Origin of the sequence: Enterobacter ludwigii (assembly GCF_001750725.1) — a bacterium.
Taxonomy (GTDB): Bacteria; Pseudomonadota; Gammaproteobacteria; order Enterobacterales; family Enterobacteriaceae; genus Enterobacter; species Enterobacter ludwigii.
Genome location: NZ_CP017279.1, coordinates 857596 through 878938 on the forward strand (window position 1 = coordinate 857596; position 21343 = coordinate 878938).

Annotated in this window: 20 protein-coding genes; 14 read left to right on the forward strand and 6 right to left on the reverse strand. The window is 57.3% G+C overall.

The annotated features are described in order from the left end of the window. Positions 1–20: 20 nt before the first annotated feature. From hpxZ to hpxW, 4 genes are read right to left on the reverse strand one after another with little or no spacing between them, the layout of a single operon-like run. Complete coding sequence (hpxZ, locus tag BH714_RS03965) at positions 21–407, reverse strand: oxalurate catabolism protein HpxZ (RefSeq protein WP_032677834.1); 387 nt, start codon at positions 405–407, stop codon at positions 21–23. Further along, the gene (locus tag BH714_RS03970; protein WP_040017100.1) at positions 404–1801 is read right to left on the reverse strand and encodes an AtzE family amidohydrolase; all 1398 of its coding nucleotides are present in this window, start codon (positions 1799–1801) and stop codon (positions 404–406) included. Before BH714_RS03970 ends, hpxZ begins: the two co-directional genes overlap by 4 nt. After that, positions 1798–1986, reverse strand: a complete 189-nt coding sequence (gene hpxX / locus BH714_RS03975) for an oxalurate catabolism protein HpxX (protein WP_020884742.1) — start codon at positions 1984–1986, stop codon at positions 1798–1800. The genes BH714_RS03970 and hpxX overlap by 4 nt, the downstream gene beginning before the upstream one ends. 10 nt (positions 1987–1996) lie before the next feature. After that, positions 1997–3580, reverse strand: coding sequence for an oxamate amidohydrolase (gene hpxW / locus BH714_RS03980; protein ID WP_040017101.1), 1584 nt, complete (start codon positions 3578–3580; stop codon positions 1997–1999). A 153-nt stretch (positions 3581–3733) separates the two neighbouring features. On the opposite strand from hpxW, the gene hpxU reads away from it, so the two are divergent. From hpxU to hpxK, 7 genes are all read left to right on the forward strand, one after another. Then, positions 3734–4573: a MurR/RpiR family transcriptional regulator HpxU gene (hpxU, locus tag BH714_RS03985; RefSeq protein WP_020884740.1), complete on the forward strand. Its 840-nt coding sequence runs from the start codon at positions 3734–3736 to the stop codon at positions 4571–4573. A 192-nt stretch (positions 4574–4765) separates the two neighbouring features. After that, entirely contained in the window at positions 4766–5548 is a 783-nt protein-coding gene (locus BH714_RS03990) for a transporter substrate-binding domain-containing protein (RefSeq protein WP_020884739.1), read from the forward strand. A gap of 4 nt (positions 5549–5552) precedes the next feature. Continuing rightward, a complete protein-coding gene (locus BH714_RS03995; protein ID WP_040017102.1) occupies positions 5553–6218 on the forward strand; it encodes an amino acid ABC transporter permease in 666 nt (221 codons plus the stop codon). Beyond that, positions 6218–6874, forward strand: a complete 657-nt coding sequence (locus BH714_RS04000; protein ID WP_025204495.1) for an amino acid ABC transporter permease — start codon at positions 6218–6220, stop codon at positions 6872–6874. Before BH714_RS03995 ends, BH714_RS04000 begins: the two co-directional genes overlap by 1 nt. Then, a complete protein-coding gene (locus tag BH714_RS04005) occupies positions 6855–7592 on the forward strand; it encodes an amino acid ABC transporter ATP-binding protein (RefSeq protein ID WP_040017103.1) in 738 nt (245 codons plus the stop codon). The genes BH714_RS04000 and BH714_RS04005 overlap by 20 nt, the downstream gene beginning before the upstream one ends. 14 nt (positions 7593–7606) lie before the next feature. After that, the gene (locus tag BH714_RS04010) at positions 7607–8848 is read left to right on the forward strand and encodes a pyridoxal-phosphate-dependent aminotransferase family protein (protein ID WP_014169474.1); all 1242 of its coding nucleotides are present in this window, start codon (positions 7607–7609) and stop codon (positions 8846–8848) included. Continuing rightward, positions 8845–10086 carry an allantoate amidohydrolase gene (hpxK, locus tag BH714_RS04015; RefSeq protein ID WP_040017104.1) on the forward strand — a complete coding sequence of 414 codons (1242 nt, stop codon included), beginning with the start codon at positions 8845–8847 and terminating at the stop codon, positions 10084–10086. Before BH714_RS04010 ends, hpxK begins: the two co-directional genes overlap by 4 nt. On the opposite strand, the gene BH714_RS04020 is transcribed toward hpxK, so the two are convergent. Beyond that, a complete protein-coding gene (locus BH714_RS04020; protein ID WP_020884735.1) occupies positions 10083–11198 on the reverse strand; it encodes an ABC transporter ATP-binding protein in 1116 nt (371 codons plus the stop codon). The genes hpxK and BH714_RS04020 overlap by 4 nt on opposite strands. Before the next feature lie 321 nt (positions 11199–11519). Between BH714_RS04020 and BH714_RS04025 the strand changes: the two genes are divergently transcribed. The 6 genes from BH714_RS04025 to BH714_RS04050 all read left to right on the forward strand — a co-directional run bounded on the left by BH714_RS04025 (position 11520) and on the right by BH714_RS04050 (position 18594). Next, positions 11520–12734 (forward strand): extracellular solute-binding protein, encoded by a 1215-nt coding sequence (locus tag BH714_RS04025; protein ID WP_040017105.1) that lies wholly within the window; start codon positions 11520–11522, stop codon positions 12732–12734. A 57-nt stretch (positions 12735–12791) separates the two neighbouring features. After that, entirely contained in the window at positions 12792–14096 is a 1305-nt protein-coding gene (locus BH714_RS04030) for a carbohydrate ABC transporter permease (protein WP_020884733.1), read from the forward strand. Between the two features lie 11 nt (positions 14097–14107). Continuing rightward, positions 14108–14959 (forward strand): sugar ABC transporter permease, encoded by an 852-nt coding sequence (locus tag BH714_RS04035; protein WP_014169479.1) that lies wholly within the window; start codon positions 14108–14110, stop codon positions 14957–14959. A 2-nt stretch (positions 14960–14961) separates the two neighbouring features. Beyond that, positions 14962–16164: a glycoside hydrolase family 53 protein gene (locus BH714_RS04040; protein ID WP_040017106.1), complete on the forward strand. Its 1203-nt coding sequence runs from the start codon at positions 14962–14964 to the stop codon at positions 16162–16164. A 30-nt stretch (positions 16165–16194) separates the two neighbouring features. Further along, a complete protein-coding gene (locus tag BH714_RS04045) occupies positions 16195–18252 on the forward strand; it encodes a beta-galactosidase (RefSeq protein ID WP_040017107.1) in 2058 nt (685 codons plus the stop codon). 99 nt (positions 18253–18351) lie between these two features. Continuing rightward, entirely contained in the window at positions 18352–18594 is a 243-nt protein-coding gene (locus BH714_RS04050) for a PTS sugar transporter subunit IIB (RefSeq protein WP_073395886.1), read from the forward strand. Positions 18595–18698: 104 nt separating this feature from the next. Here the strand turns inward: BH714_RS04050 and BH714_RS04055 are convergent, their stop codons facing one another. Further along, entirely contained in the window at positions 18699–19964 is a 1266-nt protein-coding gene (locus BH714_RS04055; protein ID WP_040017108.1) for a maltoporin, read from the reverse strand. A gap of 269 nt (positions 19965–20233) precedes the next feature. Here BH714_RS04055 and BH714_RS04060 point away from each other — a divergent pair, with 269 nt between their 5' ends. After that, a complete protein-coding gene (locus BH714_RS04060) occupies positions 20234–21310 on the forward strand; it encodes a LacI family DNA-binding transcriptional regulator (RefSeq protein WP_040017109.1) in 1077 nt (358 codons plus the stop codon). Positions 21311–21343: the final 33 nt, after the last annotated feature.

The following is a 21343-nucleotide window of genomic DNA, read 5'->3' on the forward strand; positions in this document are numbered from 1 at the left end:
ACCGGGCAGGGTTATTAACATTACGCCATCACGCTCACCTGCGCCGCCACAATCCGCCAGCCGTACGGGAAGCGTACCCATGTCTGCTGCTGGCGGCCAATCCGCTCCGTTCCTTCGCGGGTGAATTCGGTGCTACACACGGCGTAATCCTCTCCGAAGGTGGTGATTACCGTATGGCGCAACGTCCTTTGCAGACCCGCGGACGGGCGCGCCGCCCGAAAGGCGCGGATTTCCTCAATGCCGTACAGGTTTTCGCCCGCACCGAGACGCACCGTGTTTTTGTCGTGCCAGAACAGCTCATCCAGCACCGGAATGTTGTTGCTTACCAGCGCGTCTTCATAGCGGTAAAAGGCTGCGGTCACTTCTGCAACGACCCACGGAAGGTTAATGTCATCGTGATTTATCATGGTGCCATCTCCGCTGGCCGGGCATCGGTTATTCCGCTTGCTTCCAGCACCCGCGCCACGCGCAGGCAGGCTTGCTCGTTAAACGGTGCGGCGATCAACTGCAGGCCAACAGGTGCGCCCTGAGCGGTGCGCAGCGGGACGGTGGTAACGGGTAAACCTAAAAACGAAATCGGCTGCGTCAGCATGCCCATGCTGGCGCGAACCGGTAACGGCTGGCCGTTGATCTCCATGATCTCTTCGCCAATCCGCGTTGCACTGCGCGGCGTGGCCGGGGCGATCAGCACGTCGGCCTGCGCAAACAGCGCTTTAAACGCCTGTCGGGCCTGCGTGCGAAAACGCTGGGCCTGAATATACCAGGCAGAAGGGATCATCGCGCCGGCCAGCAGTCGCTCGCGGGAGTGCGGTTCAAAACGCCCGGGCTCGCGGCGAAGCGCGGGCAGGTACTGATTTCCGCCTTCCGAGGCGCTGATGATAAACGCCGCGGAGCGGGCCAGTTCGGCATCGGGGAATTGCAACGTTTCCTGCACGTCGAGGGCTTTTGCCACCCGCGCCACGGCGTCCCGCATGTCGCTGTCGCACCAGGTACTGAAATAGCCGCCGAGCACCGCGCAGCGCAAACCATCCAGACCGCGGTCGAGCAGGGGCCGGGTCTGCTCCCGGGAGCTCTCCGCCTGAAATTCGTCGCTGGTATCCCGACCCTGCAGTGCATCGTACACCGACGCCAGATCGCTCACGCGACGGGCAAACGGCCCGATGTGATCCAGACTGGCGACAAACGGATGGCTGCCGGCGCGTGACAGACGACCAAAAGTGGGCTTAAGACCGTATATTCCGCACAGGGAGGCCGGTACGCGAATCGACCCGTTGGTGTCGGTACCGAGCGAAAAATGGACCAGTCCGGCAGCGACCGCGGCGGCAGAGCCGCCGGACGATCCTCCGGCAATGCGTGTCACATCGTGCGGGTTACGCGTTGCGCCGTAGTAAGTGTTTTCCGTCGTAAAGCCGTAGGCGTAGGCATCCATGTTGACCATCCCCGACAATAAGCCACCGGCACTGCGCAGCTGGCGTACCGCAAAGCTGTCAGCGGTGGCGGGGGGGCGCTGGCTGAACAGCTCTGCACCGGCAAGGGTCGTATGCCCGGCGACGTCGAACAGGTTTTTCACCGCGTAGGGAATACCTGCCAGCGGCGGCAGAGGGCGTTTCTCCCGACGCAGGGTGTCGATATTCTCGGCTTCGGCCAACATGCGTTCTTCCGTGACGGTGGTCCAGGCGTTGATATGGGGATTGATGCGCGTAATGGCTTCCAGGGTCTGGCGGGCGATGTCATGGGCGCTCAGGTCGCCTGCACTCAGCGCCTGCTGGATCTCACTGATACTCATCTCGTGTAGCGTCATGCTTTGTATACTCCTGCGATCTCCAGACGGTCATCAAACGGCAGCGCCATCAGCGGGGCGGCCATCGCCGCGATACGGCAGAACTGCACATGGAGTTCTGCCCGGCGGGCGTCATCCAGCTCAACGCCCAGCACGGACTCCATTTGCGCCAGATAGGCATGCCAGTCAGGTTGTGTGGTATTCATCAGTCTCTCCTTAAAATCCGGCGGCGGCGCCGTTGCTGCGCGGGTCAAATGCCCCTTCAAACAGCCCGTTAGGATGGCGAACAATCGCACCCGCGTGGCCCATGGCTTCGCTGAATGCCGGGAAGCACTCCACGTCGTGGCCCAGCGCCTGCAGGCGCGCGACGGTCTGCGGCGTAAAGCGGCCTTCCACCTTCAGGGTGTCGGACGTCTGTCCCCAGGTGCGCCCCAGTAACCAGCGCGGGCGGGCGATGCTCTCCTGCAGTGGTACCCCCTGCACCACATAGCGGGTAAACAGTGCGGCCTGGGTTTGCGGCTGGCCGTCACCGCCCATCGAGCCGTAGACCATGACGCGTCCGTCATGCAGACGCGCGGCTGCCGGGTTCAGGGTGTGGAACGGTTGTTTTCCTGGCGCAAGCGCCAGCAGGTGACGGGGATTGAGGCTGAATGAGGCTCCCCGGTTTTGCCAGACGATGCCGGTATCAGGCAGGACCACGCCGCTGCCGAACTCGTGATAAATGCTCTGGATAAACGACACGGCAAGACCGCTGTTATCCATCACCCCCATCCAGACCGTATCACCAGGGCCTTTGCCGCAGCCCCACGGTGCGGCCTGGTTATCATCGACCTGGTCGGCGAGGGCGGCCAGTGCGGCAGGATCCAGCAGACCCTGGATATCGGTTTTCAGCTCGCGCGGGTCGGTGATATGGGCATCGCGCAGACCAAACGCCAGCTTGGTGGCCTCTACAATGCGGTGAACGGTGGTCGCTTCGTCAGCATCGGCCATGGACAGGCGGTCGGTTATCCCGAGGATCGCCAGCGACACCAGCCCCTGCGTTGGCGGCGCGAGGTTCCACACTTCGCCCTGCTGATGCTGTAATTTCAGCGGCGCGGTGCGCCGGGCGACATGCGCGTTTAGGTCAGCCAGGGTGATGGGCAGCCCCAGCGTTGCCATGCCCCGGGCCAGACGCTCCGCCATCGGGCCGCGATAAAAACTGTCCAGACCGTCTTCTGCGAGGTGCGAGAGCGTGGAGGCCAGCGCCGGTTGATAAAACCGGCTGCCGACCTGCGGCGGTTTGCCATCAGCCAGCCAGGTCTCCGCGAAGCCGGGCAGGTCCTTCAGTTCATCCAGCTTACTGGCCGTGGCGGCGGCCTGAGACGCGGTCACCGGCGTGCCGTTTCGGGCATAGTCAATGGCGTCTGCCAGCAGGCGATTCAGGGGAAGAGCGGTGCCCGTCAGCGTGCGCGAAACCTTCAGTGCTTCGTCCCAGCCGCTCACCGTTCCCGCCACGGTCAGCGCCGCACGAGGCCCGCGATGGGGGATCTGAGAGACATCGTCATAGGCGGCAAGCGTCGCCAGTGAGCCAGCTGCGCCGCTGGCGTCAATGGCAACCGGTTCGCCATCGGGCGGCACGATAAGCCAGAAACCGTCCCCACCGAGACCGTTCATGTGCGGGTAAACCACGGCAATGGTTGCGGCGGCGGCGACCATTGCCTCAATCGCGCTACCGCCTTCGCGCAGAATGGCCAGGGCGCTCTGGCTGGCAAGATGGTGGGGCGCCACGGCCATTCCGTGTACGGAGACATTACTTTGCATGGAGAGTCCTCATAACCCAAAAGTCACAAGGTGCTGCAAAAGCTGTTCCAGTTATGAATGAAAAGTTTCACGTCAGTCGTAACATAACGTTTTAAGAAGCTGGCATGCTTAATGAAAGGTATAGTGAGGTGAAACAAAAGTTACAGAGGCTTTATGGAACAGCTTGATGAACGTCTGAAAGCGCAATACGCGTCGTTGTCACCGCAGGAGCAACGGGTGGCTGATTTTATTTTTGATCATTTCGACGACCTCATTAGTTATAACAGCGCCGAGCTGGCGCAGTTGAGCGGGGTGTCGAAAGCCACGGTGAGCCGTCTGTTTAAGCGTCTGGGCTATGAGAAGTATAAAGAGATGCGCGACGAACTGCGCACGCTGCGCCAGAGCGGCATGCCGCTGACCGATAACCGCGATGCGGTGCAGGGCAACACTCTGCTGGCGCGGCATTATAAGCAGGAGATGGCAAACCTCACCCAGTGGGTCAACGCTCTGGATGCTCAGCAGTTTGCCGAGGCCATGGCCTCAATGGTGAAGGCGCGGCGGATTGTGATTATCGGGATGCGCAACGCCTATCCGGCGGCGCTGCACCTGCGCCAGCAGCTGTTGCAGGCGCGCGGACAGGTGCTGCTGCTGCCGCAGCCGGGGCAGAGCCTGAGCGAGGAACTGGTCGATCTCACGCCCGACGATCTGGTGATTATGATGGCGTTTCGCCGTCGCCCGCGGATCGTACGGCCGCTGTTGCAGCAGCTTCAGCACAGCGGTATTCCGGTTCTGCTGATGTGTGAGCCGCAGGCACACAGCCTGTTTCCGCTGACCAGCTGGCAGCTCTGTGCCCCGCTGGACAGCGTCTCGGCGTACGACAGCTACTCGTCGGTCAACAGTCTGATCAACCTGCTGGCTAATGCCTTCCTGCATGAAATCCTCGATAAAGGCCGCCCCCGGATCCACGATATCGCCTCCCTTTATCAGCAACTGGACGAACTGGAACAGCGATAATGGGGCATCAGGCTGGTGCTTTGCATTAAAATAGTGCAACAGAGCGGGGCGGAAAAGGGAGGTCTTTTCCGCCCCGCTCTCGTTTTATCAGGCCTTCAGAGAAAATTTACCGTTTCGCTTCATCTGGCACATTAGTTGCAAAATCTAATTCAAAGAATCTTTTGTTTCATGTTAACGTTACGGGGAAGCACCATGAAAAAGTTATTGATTGCACTGACCGGGGCCGTCTGTCTGTTTGCAAACCTGCCAGCAAAAGCTGACCAGCTTCAGGATATTGAGAAACGCGGCACTCTTCGTATCGCCGTCCCGCAGGATTTTCCTCCGTTTGGTTCAGTCGGGACCGATCTCCAGCCGCAGGGCTACGACATCGACATGGCGCGCTATCTGGCAAAACAGATGAAGCTCAAGCTGCAGCTGGTGCCGGTGACCAGTGCCAACCGCGTGCCGTATCTGCAAACCGATAAGGTGGATCTGGTGATCTCAAGCCTCGGTAAAAACGCCGAGCGTGAAAAGGTGATCGATTTTAGCCGTGCCTATGCGCCGTTCTTCCTCGGCGTGTTCGGCCCGAAAGGGGCTGAACTGAAAGATGCTGCTCAGCTGAGTGGAAAAACCATTGGCGTGACGCGCGGCGCGGTGGAGGACATGGTGCTGACCAGCCTTGCGCCGAAAGATGCAGACGTCAAACGCTACGAAGACAATAACACCACCCTGTCGGCTTACCTGTCCGGTCAGGTCCAGTACGTGGCGACAGGCAATCTGGTCGTGGCGGCGATTTCCCGCCAGAACGCCGCCAAAGCCCCGGTTCCGAGCTTTATGCTGAAGGACTCGCCGTGCTTTATCGGGCTGAAGAAAAACGAACCGGCGCTGAAAGCGAAAGTTGATGCGGTGATCGAGCAGGGAATTAAAGACGGCACCCTGAATAGCCTCTCTGAGCAGTGGCTGAAAGCGCCGTTGCCGGCAAGCCTGGGCGTGTAAGGCGATGACAGAGCAACTCCATTTCTCTGCGCTCTGGCCGTACTGGCCGTCGCTGCTGGCAGGGCTGTGGGTCACCATTCAACTGACGGTGATGGCAACCCTCGGCGGGCTGGCGATCGGTATTTTCGGGGCGGCGATTCGCAGCGGCCGGACGACGTGGTTCAGCCGGATCTGGGGCGGCTACGTGGAGATTATCCGCAACACGCCCTTTGTCGTGCAGCTGTTTTTCATTGTGTTCGGTCTGCCGAATCTGGGGCTGAAGATGACGGCGGGCGAAGCGGCGCTGCTGGCAATGGTCGTCAACCTGGGTGCGTACAGCACGGAGATTGTCCGTGCCGGTATTCAGGTTACGCCCAAAGGACAGTGGGAGGCCGGCCGCGTGCTGGGGCTTACCCGCCTGCAAACGTTTATACGCGTGGTGCTGCCACCGGCCCTGCAGCGTATTTATCCGGCGCTGGTCAGCCAGTGCATTATCGTTATGCTCGGTTCGTCGGTGGTGTCGCAGGTCTCCTATGAAGAGCTGACTTTTGCCGCCAACCTGATTCAGTCAAGAACGTTCCTGAGCTTTGAGGTCTATCTGGTGACCACCGGAATTTACCTGGTGCTGTCAATTACCCTGCGCCAGCTAATGATGGCGGCAGGACGGAAGTGGCTGGGGGTACAGGCATGATGACCACCTTTACCGACTGGGACATTATTCGCAATCTGCTGCTCGCCGGACGCTGGACGGTGCTGCTGTCGCTGGTGGCGTTTGTCGGCGGGGCGGCGGTAACGCTGCCGCTGTTGCTGTTGCGCCTCACGGGCGGGCGTACGGTAAAACGTCTTATCCGCGGCTATATCGAACTGTTTCAGGGCACGCCGCTGCTGATGCAACTGTTCCTGGCCTTCTTCGGCGTGGCGCTGTTGGGTATCGATGTTTCGCCGTGGACCGCCGCGTCGCTGGCCCTGACGTTCTACACCAGCGCCTTTTTGCTTGATATCTGGTTTGGCAGTATTCGTGCGCTGCCGAAAGGGCAGTGGGAGGCGTCGCGCTGTCTGGGGCTGACCTTCGGCCAGACGCTGTTTCGCGTGGTGGCTCCCCAGGCGTTACGCATCGCCATCGCCCCAACGGTGGGGTTCGCCGTGCAGGTGATTAAGGGGACCGCGCTGGCATCCATTATCGGTTTTATCGAGCTGACCAAGGCCGGGACGATGCTGACCAACGTGACCTATCAGCCGTTTAAAGTCTTTGCGCTGGTGGCGCTCGGCTACTTCATTCTGTGTTATCCGCTGTCGCGCTACAGCCGTTATCTGGAGACTAAATTCAATGCCTCTCATCACCATTAATCAGGTGCAGAAGTACTACGGCGATAACCACGTGCTCAAGGGCGTGGATCTGGACATCGACATGGGCCAGGTCATTTCAATTATCGGGCGCAGCGGTTCGGGTAAAAGCACGCTGTTGCGCTGCATTAACGGCCTCGAAGGGTATCAGGACGGCAGCATCAAGCTCGGCGGCATGACCATTACCGACCGGGATTCCCAGGCGCGTGAAATCAGCCGCTCGGTCGGCATGGTATTTCAGAACTTCAACCTTTTCCCGCACATGACGACGATGGAAAACGTGATGCTCGCGCCACGTCGGGTGCTGAAGAAAAGCGCAGCAGAATGTCAGGTGCTGGCACAGCGCATGCTGGAGAAAGTCGGGCTGGGTGACCGTCTGGATTACTACCCGTCAAGCCTCTCCGGGGGCCAGCAGCAGCGCGTGGCGATTGCTCGTGCTCTGGCGATGTCGCCTAAAGTTTTACTCTGTGACGAGATAACTTCCGCGCTCGATCCGGAACTGGTAGGCGAAGTGCTCAAGGTGCTGGAACAACTGGCCGCTGAGGGGATGACGCTGATCCTGGTGACCCATGAAATGAATTTTGCCCGCGAAGTGGGCGACCGCGTGGTGTTTATGCATCAGGGGCGCGTCTGGGAGCAGGGCGACAGCAAAACGCTGTTCGCTAACCCACAGACCACTGAGCTTAAACAGTTTATCTCCTCCGTGCGCGGCCTCAATTAACTAAGGACTTAAAAATGGATATCGCTCAATTTCCGCAAATCAATCCGCCACAACGTCTGCTGATGGGGCCGGGGCCGATCAACGCCGATCCGCGCGTGCTGCGTGCCATGTCGAGCCAGCTTATCGGCCAGTACGATCCGGCGATGACCCACTACATGAACGACGTCATGGCACTCTACCGCGGCGTGTTCCGCACGGAAAACCGCTGGACGATGCTGGTGGACGGCACCTCCCGCGCGGGAATTGAAGCGATTCTGGTATCGGCCATTCGTCCGGGGGACAAAGTGCTGGTGCCCGTTTTTGGTCGCTTCGGCCATCTGCTGTGCGAAATTGCCCGCCGCTGCCGCGCAGAGGTCCACACCATCGAGGTACCGTGGGGCGAGGTGTTCACACCGGATCGGGTGGAAGATGCCATTAAACGCGTGCGTCCGCGCCTGCTGTTAACCGTGCAGGGGGATACGTCCACCACCATGCTGCAGCCGCTTGCAGAACTCGGGGCAATCTGCCGTCGTTACGATGTCCTGTTCTATACCGATGCTACCGCGTCGCTCGGCGGCAACGCTCTGGAGACCGATGCCTGGGGGCTGGATGCGGTCTCGGCGGGGATGCAGAAATGTCTTGGCGGTCCGTCCGGTACCTCGCCCGTTACCCTGAGCCCGCGGATGGAAGAGGCAATCCGTCGCCGCAAATGCATCGAAGAGGGGATCCGTACCGATGCCCATCGCGACGGCGACGAAGAGATGATTTACTCCAACTATTTCGACCTCGGCATGGTGATGGATTACTGGGGACCCGAGCGTCTGAACCACCACACCGAAGCGACCACCGCGCTGTTTGGCGCCCGCGAATGTGCCCGCCTGATTCTGCAGGAAGGGCTGGATAACGGTATCGCCCGCCACAAGCTGCACGGGGATGCGCTGCTGAAAGGTATTCAGGCGATGGGACTCGAGACCTTCGGCGACCTCAGGCACAAGATGAACAACGTGCTGGGCGTGCTTATCCCTCAGGGCGTAAACGGTGACCAGGTGCGTAAACTGATGCTGGAGGATTTCGGCATTGAAATCGGTACTTCGTTTGGTCCGCTGCACGGCAAAGTGTGGCGTATTGGCACCATGGGCTATAACGCGCGTAAAGACTGCGTGATGACAACCCTGAGTGCGCTGGAGTCGGTACTGAACTACCTGAAGTTTTCCACTACGCAGGGTGCCGCGATGCAGGCCGCGTGGGATCATTACCGCACTGAGACGGCGCTATGAATCACGCGACACGCCAGCAGGCGGCAGAACGTGTGATGGCCCGCGCCGATGCGCTGGCCGCCATCAGCGAAACCCAGGATTCCCTTACCCGCGTGTATCTCTCTGCCCAGCATCTGCAGGCTAACCAGCTGGTCGGGCAGTGGATGAACCAGGCGGGCATGACCGTCTGGCAGGACAGCGTGGGGAATATCTGCGGACGTTATGAAGGCGAGCAGGAGGGCGCACCGGCGGTATTGCTTGGCTCGCATCTGGATACCGTGCGCAATGCCGGACGCTACGATGGGATGCTGGGGGTGCTGGCGGCCATTGAAGTCGTTGACAGCCTGCACCAGCAGGGAAAACGGCTGGCGCAGGCCGTTGAGATTGTCGGCTTTTGCGATGAAGAGGGTACCCGCTTTGGTATCACGCTGTTGGGCAGCCGCGCCCTGACGGGCACCTGGACTGCGGGCTGGCTCGACACGTGCGATGCCAGAGGTATCAGCGTGGCGCAGGCGATGGTACAGGCAGGGTTAGATCCCAGCCGTGTCGCGATGGCCGCAAGACGCCCGGATGATTTCAGCGCCTGTCTGGAGCTGCATATTGAACAAGGACCGTGTCTGGAACAGGCCGGTCTGGCGCTGGGCGTGGTTGAAGCCATTAACGGTGCGCGTCGTCTGAACTGCCGCTTCACCGGTGAGGCCGGCCACGCCGGGACCGTGCCGATGGCGCATCGTAAGGACGCGCTGGCCGCCGCCGCCGAATGGATGGTGCTGATTGAAAACACCACCCGTCAGCACGGCGGCAACCTGGTGGCCACGGTGGGTGAGTTGCGCTGTCTGCCTGGTGCGGTAAACGTCATCCCCGGCGAGGTCGCGCTCTCGTTAGATATTCGCGGCCCGCAGGATGCGCCGCTTGACCTTCTGCTTACTGTACTGCTGACGCAGGCGCAGGCGATAGCGGCCCGTCGCGGAATACATTTTGCAGCCGACGAATTTTACCGAATCGCCGCCACGCCATGCGATACACGTCTGCAGGCGCTGCTGGCGGAGGCTGTAGAATCGGTGCAGGGGAAGACATTATCGCTGCCGAGCGGTGCCGGTCATGACACCATCGCCCTGGCGGAGCGCTGGCCGGTAGGGATGTTGTTTGTGCGGTGTAGGGCAGGCGTCAGCCACCATCCGGCGGAATCGGTGATGGCTGAGGATGTCGCGCTGGCGATTGATGCCTTTACGCGTGCGGTAACGCGTCTGGCGGGTTAAGCGACCGAGCGTACCGCTTCATCGATGTCGGCACTCACCCGCACATCCTGCTCGTCAAACACCATGCAGTGGCGATCATCAAAAGCCACATCAATTTGCTGCCACGGCGCGAATTTCACATCGCCCGGCAGCAAAATCTTCACATTGTCGTGGCCGTAGCACTGACCAAAGAGGTAGGTGTTGTTGCCCAGACGCTCAACCACTTCACAGTTAAACGTCAGCCGCGTGCCGTGGCGGAGATCGGTGGTTAAATGTTCCGGACGAATGCCCAGCGTCACCGGGCTGCCTGCGTTCAACGGTGTGGTGGTCAGGGCCAGTGTGAGCGTCTTCTGCTGGGATAATCTCACCGTCAGCTCACCCGGTTGCCAGGCCTCTACCGTTGCCGGCAGGAAATTCATCTTCGGCGAGCCGATAAACCCGGCCACGAACTTGTTCGCCGGTTTGTAGTAGAGTTCCATCGGCGCGCCCATCTGCTCAACCTTTCCGTAGTTCATCACCACAATTTTATCAGCCAGGGTCATCGCTTCTATCTGGTCGTGGGTGACATACACCATGGTGGTTTTCAGTTCCTGGTGCAGACGGGCAAGATGCAGACGCATCTCCACGCGCAGCTCGGCATCCAGGTTGGAGAGCGGTTCGTCGAACATAAAGACCCGCGGATTACGCACGATGGCGCGGCCAATAGCCACACGCTGGCGCTGGCCGCCGGAAAGCTGCTTAGGTTTGCGATCCAGAAGGTGGGAAAGCTGCAGCGTTTTGGCCACCATCTCGACCTGATGGCGGATCTGATCTTTCGGCACCTTATTGACCTTCAGGCCGTAGCCCATGTTTTCGGCCACCGTCATATGTGGGTAGAGCGCATAGGACTGAAACACCATCGCCACGCCGCGGTGGGAGGGGGCAACGTCGTTCATCACCTCGTCACCAATCAACACTTCCCCTTCGCTAATGTCCTCTAGTCCAGCAATCATGCGCAGCATTGTCGATTTACCGCAGCCGGAAGGACCGACAAAGACGGCAAACTCACCGTCTTCAATCTCAAGATTCACGTTGTGCAAGGTTACGGTGTCGCCAAAGCGTTTGGTGACATTCCTCAATTGTATGTTCGACATCTGTATTCCCCGAGTAAACCGCCGCGTATGTATTACGTATAACAATTATTTGCTACATGGCTGGACGGTGCAATTTGTCTGCTCTGACTATAACTTCCAGTATTCACGCACCCTATACCGATATTCCATTAATGTTATGACGATCACACAACTTACAGTTTTTTGTAGAGTTATCATGATGTGAAGGGTAGCGTATACCAAACCAAAGGCATTTGATGTTATACGTTGTACGCCAGTGTTAGTCGGTTTTCTGGCGAAGGTGTATGGCGGTGAAATGCAATAACAACCATAAAATTGTTATACCTTCACATGAGGTTGATAATGAAAAAGAACATACTCGCTGCTCTGATCCTCTCTACGCTCGCGGTGCAGGCTCACGCCACCACGCAGCTTAACGTCTGGGAAGACATCAAAAAGTCGTCCGGCATTAAAGACGCGGTCGCCGATTTCGAAAAGCAGTACGACGTTAAGGTTAACCTGCAGGAGATGCCTTACGCGCAGCAGCTGGAAAAACTGCGCCTCGACGGCCCGGCAGGAATTGGCCCGGACGTGCTGGTCATTCCCAATGATCAACTCGGCGGCGCGGTTGTGCAAGGGCTGCTGACCCCCCTGAATCTGGAGGCGAAGCAGACCGAACAGTACACGCCGGCGTCGATAAATGCCTTCAAAATGGATAACACCCTTTACGGTGTGCCGAAAGCGGTTGAGACGCTGGTGCTGATTTACAACAAAGACCTGATCGCGAAGCCGCTCAATTCACTTCAGGACTGGTATGACTTTTCTAAACAGCAGCGCGCCAAAAACCAGTACGGCCTGCTCGCCAAGTTCGACCAGATTTACTACAGCTGGGGGGCTATCTCCCCGATGGGCGGGTACATCTTCGGTAAAAACGATAAAGGCGGTTATAACGCCAGCGACGTGGGCCTGAACAAGCCGGGCGCGGTAGACGCGGTCACCTACCTGAAAAAATTCTATGCCGATGACGTATTCCCGGCGGGGATCATTGGCGATAACGGTCTGAATGCGATCGATTCTCTGTTTACCGAGAAAAAAGCGGCAGCCGTCATCAACGGTCCGTGGGCGTTCCAGCCGTATGAAGCGGCGGGCATTAACTACGGCGTTGCGCCGCTGCCGACGCTGCCGGACGGTAAGCCAATGAGTTCATTCCTGGGCGTGAAGGGCTATGTCGTCTCTACCTGGAGCAAAGACAAAGCCATGGCGCAGAAATTTATCGAATTTATCAACCAGCCGCAGTACGTCAAAACGCGCTATATCGCGACGCGTGAAATTCCGCCGCTGACCGCGATGATTGACGATCCGCTCATTAAGAACGACGAGAAAGCCAGCGCGGTTGCCGTGCAGGCCGCACGGGCGACAGCGATGCCGGGCATTCCGGAAATGGGTGAAGTCTGGGCTCCGGCGAACGCGGCCCTCGAGCTGAGCCTGACCGGTAAACAGGATCCGAAAGCCGCGCTCGACAGCGCAGAAAAACAGGTTCAGATGCAAATCGAAGCCATGCAGGCCAGCAACCAGTAGTTTTCTGACGTCGAAGAACGGGAGGGCGTCTCTCCCGTTTTTTGAAAGGAGTTGTTTGTGAGTATCATCCCGGAACATTTTGCCAAACCGCGCGTGGCCGGGCGTCACGCCTGGACCAGCCTGCTGCTGGCGGTCATTCCCGGCTTCGGTCAGTTTTACCACCGTCAGTGGCTGAAAGGGGTCATCTTCCTGGTGCTGCTTGCCAGTTTTATCGGCGTATTTGCTGATTTTCTGCGCGAAGGGCTGTGGGGACTGGTGACGCTGGGTGAGGAGGTGCCACGCGACAACTCCATCTTCCTGCTGGCGGAGGGGATCATCAGCGTGTTAATCGCTGCGTTCGGCGTGATGGTGTATTACCTGTCGATGCGTGATGCGTGGGTCAATGGCCTGAAACGTGACGAAGGGTTGCAGCTTAACAGCGTGCGTAAACAGTATCAGATGCTATTGAGCGACGGCTTCCCGTATCTGATGATCACCCCGGGCTTTATCCTGCTGGTGTTTGTGGTGGTGTTTCCCATTTTGTTCGGGTTTGCCATCGCCTTTACCAATTACAACCTCTACCACACGCCGCCGGCTAAGCTGGTTGACTGGGTCGGGTTTAAGAACTTCATCAATATCTTTACGCTCTCTATCTGGCGTTCCACCTTCTTCGACGTGCTGCAGTGGACGGTGGTCTGGACGCTGCTCGCCACTACGCTGCAGTGTACGGTGGGCGTACTGCTGGCGATTCTGGTGAACCAGAAAGATTTACGCTTTAAGCCGCTGATCCGCACCATCTTTATTTTGCCGTGGGCGGTGCCGGGCTTTGTCACCATCCTGGTTTTCGCCGGGATGTTTAATGACTCGTTCGGGGTGATTAACAACGCCATTCTGGCCTTCTTTGGGATTGCGCCTAAAGCCTGGATGACCGATCCGTTCTGGACCAAAACGGCGCTGATCATGATGCAAACCTGGCTTGGTTTCCCGTTTGTTTTCGCCATGACCACCGGCGTGCTGCAGGCCATTCCTGATGACCTGTATGAAGCGGCCACCATGGACGGCGCCAGCAGCTGGACCCGGTTGCGGACCATTACGCTGCCGCTGGTGCTCTACGCCATAGCGCCGATCCTGATTACGCAATACACCTTTAACTTCAATAATTTCAACATCATCTATCTGTTCAATAACGGCGGGCCGGCGGTAGTGGGGTCGAATGCGGGCGGCACCGACATTCTGGTGTCGTGGATCTACAAACTGACGATGTCATCTTCGCAATATGCCATTGCGGCGACCATCACCATCCTGCTGTCTGTTTTTGTCGTCGGCCTGGCGTTATGGCAGTTCCGCGCCACCAAATCTTTCAAAAATGACGACATGGCGTAAGGGACGTAACAATGGCTAAATCACAAAGTATTAAACGTGAGAAATGGGTCCGCCTTTCACTCTCCTGGCTGGTTATTGTGCTGGTGTCGGTCATCATCATTTACCCGTTGGTGTGGACGGTGGGCGCCTCACTCAACGCGGGCAACAGCCTGTTAAGCTCCTCTGTTATTCCGCAGAACCTGTCGTTCCAGCATTACGCCGACCTGTTTAATGGTCAGGTGAACTACATGACGTGGTACTGGAACTCGATGAAAATCAGCTTCCTGACCATGGTGTTGACCTTAATCAGCGTTAGCTTTACCGCCTATGCCTTCTCGCGTTTTCGCTTTAAGGGGCGGCAGAACGGACTGATGCTCTTCCTGCTGCTGCAGATGATCCCGCAGTTCTCGGCGCTGATTGCCATCTTCGTGCTCTCGCAGCTGTTGGGCTTAATCAACAGCCATCTGGCGCTGGTGCTGATTTACGTTGGCGGCATGATCCCAATGAATACCTATCTGATGAAGGGCTACCTGGACGCCATTCCTAAGGATCTGGACGAGTCCGCGCGCATGGACGGAGCCAGTAACTTCCGCATCTTCATCGAGATCATCATGCCGCTTTCCAAACCCATTGTGGCGGTGGTGGCGCTGTTCTCCTTCACCGGGCCGCTGGGGGATTTCATTCTCTCCAGCACCATATTGCGCACCCCGGACAAATACACCTTACCCATCGGGCTTTATAACCTGGTGGCGCAAAAAATGGGTGCCAGTTACACCACCTACGCGGCAGGCGCGGTGCTGATTGCGGTGCCGGTCGCGATCCTTTATCTGGCCTTACAAAAATACTTCGTTTCCGGTCTGACCTCCGGGAGTACTAAAGGATAACCATGAAAAGACTCAAACCCGCTTTGCTTGCTGTTTGTCTTTCTTGCGGTCTTGCCGCGAGTGCGTTCGCCGCGGACGGGGTAAAAACGCGTCCTTTTAACGCCATGCCGGCAGACTTTATTAAGGGGGCGGACATCTCGACGCTGCTCGAGGCGGAACAGCATGGCGCAACATTTTATAACCAGAATGGCCAGCAGCAGGACGCGATTGCCATTCTGAAAGCCAACGGCGTGAACTATGTGCGCCTGCGTTTGTGGGTGGATCCGCAGGATGCCAACGGAAATACCTACGGGGGCGGCAGTAACAATCTGGAAAACACGCTGGCGCTGGCGAAGCGCGTAAAGGCCCAGGGCATAAAACTCCTGCTCGATTTCCACTACAGCGATTTCTGGACCGACCCGGGCAAACAGTTCAAACCTAAAGCCTGGGAGAAGATGGATTACCCGCAGCTTAAAACGGCAATCCATGACTATACGCGCGACACCATTGCCCGCTTTAAAAAAGAGGGCGTGCTGCCGGACATGGTCCAGATTGGTAATGAAATCAATGGCGGGCTGCTCTGGCCGGAAGGCAAAAGCTGGGGGCAGGGTGGCGGCGAGTTTGACCGCGTAGCCGGGTTACTCAACGCCGCAATCAGCGGGATGAAGGAGAACCTGACCGACGGCGAGCAGGTGAAAATTATGCTGCACCTGGCCGAAGGCACTAAAAATGACACCTTCCGCTGGTGGTTTGATGAGATCACGAAGCGCGATGTGCCGTTCGATATTATCGGCCTGTCGATGTACACCTACTGGAATGGCCCGATCGGCGCGCTCAAAGCCAATATGGATGACATCAGCAAACGCTATAACAAAGACGTGATTGTGGTGGAAGCGGCCTATGGCTATACGCTGGAGAACTGCGATAACGCAGAAAACAGTTTCCAGGCTAAAGAAGAGAAGGACGGTGGCTACCCCGGCACCGTGCAGGGTCAGTACGATTATATCCACGATTTAATGCAGGCCGTGATTGACGTTCCCGATCGTCGCGGTAAGGGCCTATTCTACTGGGAGCCGACCTGGATTGCCGTACCGGGCACCACATGGGCCACCAAAACCGGCATGAAATATATCCATGATGACTGGAAAGAGGGAAATGCCCGCGAAAACCAGGCGTTATTTGATTGTCATGGCAAAGTGCTGCCGTCGATAACGGTATTTAAATAGTATTCTGTTTCACTTCAGGACGTTTTTAATATGAATAAATTTGCGCCTTTAAGTTCGAAGGTCGCTGCGTTATTGCATGGCGCCGACTATAACCCGGAGCAATGGGAGAATTACCCCGGTATTATTGAAAAAGATATTGCCATGATGCAGCAGGCGAAATGTAATGTCATGTCGGTGGGCATATTTAGCTGGGCGAAGCTCGAACCGCGTGAAGGGGAATATGATTTTGTCTGGCTGGATAACGTCATTGATAAATTATATTCAGCGGGGATCCATATTTTCCTCGCCACGCCGAGCGGTGCGCGCCCGGCATGGATGTCGCAAAAATACCCGCAGGTGCTGCGCGTAGGGCGTAACCGCGTGCCTGCGCTGCACGGTGGACGTCATAACCACTGTATGTCTTCCCCGGTGTACCGTGAGAAGACATTCAAAATGAATAGCTTACTGGCTGAGCGTTATTCACAGCACCCGGCGGTGCTGGGCTGGCATATCTCCAATGAGTACGGCGGTGAGTGCCACTGCGATCTGTGCCAGGAGCGCTTTCGTGACTGGCTGAAAGCGCGCTACAAAACCCTGGATGCGCTGAACCACGCATGGTGGAGCACCTTCTGGAGCCACACCTATAGCGACTGGTCGCAGATTGAGTCCCCTGCGCCGCAGGGAGAGGTGTCCATTCACGGTCTGAACCTCGACTGGCGCCGCTTTAATACGGCGCAGGTAACAGATTTCTGTCGCCATGAGGTTGCGCCGCTAAAAGCCGTCAACGCAGCGTTGCCGGTGACGACCAACTTCATGGAGTACTTCTACGATTACGACTACTGGCAGCTTGCGAAAGCGATCGACTTTATCTCCTGGGACAGCTACCCGATGTGGCACAAGGAGAAAGACGAAACCCAGCTCGCCTGCTACACCGCCATGTACCACGACATGATGCGCAGCCTGAAAGGCGGAAAACCTTTTGTGCTGATGGAGTCCACGCCGAGCACCACCAACTGGCAGCCGACCAGCAAGCTGAAAAAGCCGGGGATGCATATTCTCTCGTCAATGCAGGCGGTGGCACACGGGGCCGATGCCGTACAGTACTTCCAGTGGCGTAAAAGCCGCGGTTCGGTGGAGAAATTCCACGGGGCGGTTATCGACCACGTGGGACATCTTGATACGCGTGTCGGGCGCGAAGTGACGCGTCTGGGCGAAATGCTTGAGCGCCTGCCGGGGGTGGTCGGGTGTCGCACACAGGCACGGGTGGCGATTATCTTCGACCAGCAAAATCGCTGGGCGCTGGACGATGCCGAAGGGCCGCGCAACATGGGGATGGAGTACGAAAAAACCGTTAACGAACACTACCGTCCGTTCTGGGAAAAAGGCATCGCGGTGGATGTGATTGATGCCGATGGCGATCTCAGCCAGTACGCGCTGGTGATTGCGCCGATGCTTTATATGGTGCGGGAAGGCTTCGCCGAACGCGCAGAAGCGTTTGTCGCCGGGGGCGGCCATCTGGTGACCACCTACTGGAGCGGCATCGTGGATGAAAGCGATCTTTGTCATCTCGGCGGGTTCCCGGGGCCGCTGCGTAAACTGCTCGGCATCTGGGCAGAAGAGATCGACTGTCTCGGTGAGGGAGAACGTAATCTGGTACAGGGGCTGGCGGGTAATGCGGCTGGCCTGCAGGGCCCGTATCAGGTTCGTCATCTGTGCGAACTGATCCATGTCGAAAACGCTCAGCCGCTGGCGACCTACCGGGATGATTTCTACGCCGGTCGGCCTGCCGTGACGGTGAACCGTTTCGGTAAGGGGAAAGCGTGGCATGTGGCGTCGCGCAACGATCTGCCGTTCCAGCGTGATTTCTTCGCCGGGATTATTGACGAACTGGCGCTGCCGCGGGCCATGGAATGCGATTTCCCACCGGGTGTGGTGGCAACGGCCCGCACGGACGGCGAAACCACGTGGGTGTTTGTGCAGAACTACACCGCCCAGCAGCAGCTCATTACGCTGCCGCAGGGGTATACCGACTGCATGACCGATGCCGCCGCCGCGGGTGATACCGCTCTGCTGCCGTGGGATTGTCGGGTACTCAGACGTAGAGCGTAGTCGCTGAGGGCGTCGCGTCGTACAACCCTGGCTAATCAATCTGAAGGCGCCTGCTCTATGAGCAGGCATTTTTTTATCTGCATAACAGAGAGGCGTATTATGGACAGTGAAATAACTCAGCGTTTAATTCCTGCATTCGGCGGCGACGATAATATCGAACATGTTGAAGCCTGTATTACCCGTCTGCGCGTCACGGTAAAAGATTTAAATAAGGTGGATACGCAGGCGTTACAACAGGCGGGGGCGCTGGGCGTGATTATTATCGGCCAGCAGGTGCATGCGATATTTGGCCGCCAGTCTGATACCTTGCGGCAATTATTAGATGCGCATTTTAATCACTAATAATAAAAAAGGGATAGCCAAAATAATGGCTATCCCAAACCAGGATAATAGACTGCCAGTTGTTGGATATACAATAACGATTAACGCATATCAGGAAATAAACATTACCACCAGGCTTCCACCTGCACGCCAACGTTCCAGGTATTATTTGCGGTGCCGTCTTCGAAGGATTGTCCTTTCTCGGAGTCATTCAGGTAAGAGGCGAAGACGCGCAGTTCCGGACGCGACATAAAATCAGGCCCATCCGCCAGTCCGAGTGCGAGGGTGTACTTCTCTCCGCTCTGCTTGTAGCTGGAGCCGTCGGTGTAGGTATCTTTCTGGTAGAAACCGCCCACTTCACCAATCAGACGCACATATTCGGTGAACTGGTACTGCGCGCGACCCACCAGCGAGACAAGGCGCGATTTATCGGTGAATTGCGTGGTGTCATCCGCCGAGCCCCAGGTCAGCACGTGGTTGAAGGAGAGCTTGTCCGTAATCGGAATTAAGCCGGTGTTAATCACACGGTAGCCGCTGGCGTCGTTCACGTAGTTCCACATGTCATACCAGCCGCCGCCCTGGGACACCATGTTCTGCGCCAGGCCTTTGTTCGCATACTGCAGCACCAGCTTGTTGTAGCCGCCTAACATGTCCTGGCTGATCTCACCGGTGACCATGACGCCGTTATCGGCCTCATACAGCCCACCGTACTCTTTCTGCTTATTGGTGGGGTTTGGCATGGCGTAATCAATGCCCACTTCAGTCCATGCACCCGCCCACGGCTTCCAGCCCGCATAGCGAAGGTCGATGTAGTTGATATTAACGTCGCTATCGCCGTCCACGCGGTAGTCCACGTCGTTGGCATCGCCACGGATCCAGGCCACGGACACCGCACCCGGTCCGAGCGTGTAGTTTTCGATACCGGCACCCGCGCCTGAGATGTTCCAGTATTTGGTGTCAATGATGTGCAGGTCATGGCGCTGGTAGTAGCGCTTACCGCCCCAGATCACCGCGTTCGGATCGCCGGGGATCAGCCCCTTGATCTGCAGATTCAGCTGACGCAACCCGAACTGCGCATCGTCGCCGAAGGTGGTTTCATTGTCGTTAGAGCCGTCAGAGACCATGCTCACCATGCTGTCGAGGTAGAAGCTGACATCGTTCTTTTTGTACACCTCTGAGCCCAGCTCCAGCTCGCCGTAGGTATCGGCCTCGTTACCCAGACGGCCAATTTTATTTTTTTGCCACTCCTCCATCCCACCATCCCGTGAGACGCCCACACCGGAGCGAAGATACCCATGAAAATCAATTGGTACTGAAGACGCTGCAAACAGCGAAGGAGACGCTAACGCGGCAGCCAACGCAACAGATACAGAGCGGATCGTCGTGTCCATTGTTACCCTCTTATTGTTTTGTAATACGTTCACAAATCCGCTGTCATAAAATGCCTAAACCTTTTTTCTGGCAATTGCGTGATCGTTAATCTGTGATTAAGTGCAAATAAAATAGCCAATTTTGTTACGATTGATGAGGTGTGACCAGAAATGTAGTATTGTGAACGTAATACTTTTTGATGGTGTTATGGCAGCCAGACGTGCCCAGTGGACGTTTTTTTATATCGCCCCTGATACAATCAGCGCATAACAACATAAGGAACCGGACCATGAAGTCGAAAAGCGCAACGTTAGAGGACGTCGCACGCCATGCGGGCGTCTCCTATCAGACCGTGTCCAGGGTACTGAATAAATCTGCCAATGTATCCGAAGCCACGCGTCACAAGGTGGAGAAATCCATAGAGTTATTGCGGTATGTCCCGAACCGCCTGGCGCAGCAGCTGGTCGGAAAGCAGACCCAGACCGTCGGACTGGTGACGATTTCGCTGGCTTTGCATGCGCCGTCACAGGTCGCCGCGGCGGTAAAACGTTATGCAAATGTGGAAGGGTATCAGGTGTTGATCTCCATGATTGATGAGAACGTCAACCACAGCATCCAGGATTCGATCAATGAACTGAAATCTCAGCTCGTCAGTAAGGTGATCATCAATGTCCCGCTGGAAGCAGAGCAGGCGCAGAAAATCGCGACGGACAACGACGATATCGTCTGTCTGTTCCTCGACGTTGACCCTTACAGTTCCGTGTTTAACGTTTCGTTTAACCCGGCAGATGGCACCCGTGCCAGTGTCAAATATCTCTACGAACTGGGGCACCGGGAAATCGCGTTGCTGGCGGGGCCAGCCTCTTCTGTCTCGGCGCAGCTCAGGCTGAAAAGCTGGATTGAAACCCTGAAAGGTTACGGTCTGGAGCCGGCCTCGGTGATCCGCGGGAACTGGGATGCGCAGAGCGGTTACGCGGGTGCGTTGCAGATGCTGCGCGAGACGCCGCAATTTTCTGCCGTGCTGGTGGCCAACGACCAGATGGCGCTGGGGGTATTAAGTGCTTTCCATCAGCATCAGATTTCCATTCCGGGTGAAAAATCGGTGATTGGCTACGATGACACCTACGAAAGCTCATTCTTCTATCCGGCATTGACCACGGTATCGCTGGATCTGGATCTGCAGGGGAAAGAGGCGGTGCGCCGCATTCTTGACAGTGGCGAAGACAATGCCGTGCGCCTGTCATCCATTTTGCCTGCCCGGCTGGTGGTGCGGCAGTCGACCGGGCCGAAAGGTGAGAAGGGCAAAAACCTGCAGGCGCTGGCGCAACAGCTTCGTGATATCGCACATCAGCTTGGCGATATGTAAAACGGTGAGCACCTCATCCCGGCGGGTGAGGTG

What these genes read in the sequence shown, in the direction of transcription:
- BH714_RS03995 (WP_040017102.1), top strand. Translation starts at nt 5,553, where the DNA reads ATGACAGAGCAACTCCATTTCTCTGCGCTCTGGCCGTACTGGCCGTCG.
- BH714_RS04055 (WP_040017108.1), bottom strand. Translation starts at nt 19,964, where the DNA reads ATGGACACGACGATCCGCTCTGTATCTGTTGCGTTGGCTGCCGCGTTA.
- BH714_RS04020 (WP_020884735.1), bottom strand. Translation starts at nt 11,198, where the DNA reads ATGTCGAACATACAATTGAGGAATGTCACCAAACGCTTTGGCGACACC.
- hpxU (WP_020884740.1), top strand. Translation starts at nt 3,734, where the DNA reads ATGGAACAGCTTGATGAACGTCTGAAAGCGCAATACGCGTCGTTGTCA.
- BH714_RS04050 (WP_073395886.1), top strand. Translation starts at nt 18,352, where the DNA reads ATGGACAGTGAAATAACTCAGCGTTTAATTCCTGCATTCGGCGGCGAC.
- BH714_RS04010 (WP_014169474.1), top strand. Translation starts at nt 7,607, where the DNA reads ATGGATATCGCTCAATTTCCGCAAATCAATCCGCCACAACGTCTGCTG.
- BH714_RS04035 (WP_014169479.1), top strand. Translation starts at nt 14,108, where the DNA reads ATGGCTAAATCACAAAGTATTAAACGTGAGAAATGGGTCCGCCTTTCA.
- BH714_RS04005 (WP_040017103.1), top strand. Translation starts at nt 6,855, where the DNA reads ATGCCTCTCATCACCATTAATCAGGTGCAGAAGTACTACGGCGATAAC.
- BH714_RS03970 (WP_040017100.1), bottom strand. Translation starts at nt 1,801, where the DNA reads ATGACGCTACACGAGATGAGTATCAGTGAGATCCAGCAGGCGCTGAGT.
- hpxX (WP_020884742.1), bottom strand. Translation starts at nt 1,986, where the DNA reads ATGAATACCACACAACCTGACTGGCATGCCTATCTGGCGCAAATGGAG.
- BH714_RS04060 (WP_040017109.1), top strand. Translation starts at nt 20,234, where the DNA reads ATGAAGTCGAAAAGCGCAACGTTAGAGGACGTCGCACGCCATGCGGGC.
- hpxK (WP_040017104.1), top strand. Translation starts at nt 8,845, where the DNA reads ATGAATCACGCGACACGCCAGCAGGCGGCAGAACGTGTGATGGCCCGC.
- BH714_RS04000 (WP_025204495.1), top strand. Translation starts at nt 6,218, where the DNA reads ATGACCACCTTTACCGACTGGGACATTATTCGCAATCTGCTGCTCGCC.
- BH714_RS04045 (WP_040017107.1), top strand. Translation starts at nt 16,195, where the DNA reads ATGAATAAATTTGCGCCTTTAAGTTCGAAGGTCGCTGCGTTATTGCAT.
- hpxZ (WP_032677834.1), bottom strand. Translation starts at nt 407, where the DNA reads ATGATAAATCACGATGACATTAACCTTCCGTGGGTCGTTGCAGAAGTG.
- BH714_RS03990 (WP_020884739.1), top strand. Translation starts at nt 4,766, where the DNA reads ATGAAAAAGTTATTGATTGCACTGACCGGGGCCGTCTGTCTGTTTGCA.
- hpxW (WP_040017101.1), bottom strand. Translation starts at nt 3,580, where the DNA reads ATGCAAAGTAATGTCTCCGTACACGGAATGGCCGTGGCGCCCCACCAT.
- BH714_RS04025 (WP_040017105.1), top strand. Translation starts at nt 11,520, where the DNA reads ATGAAAAAGAACATACTCGCTGCTCTGATCCTCTCTACGCTCGCGGTG.
- BH714_RS04040 (WP_040017106.1), top strand. Translation starts at nt 14,962, where the DNA reads ATGAAAAGACTCAAACCCGCTTTGCTTGCTGTTTGTCTTTCTTGCGGT.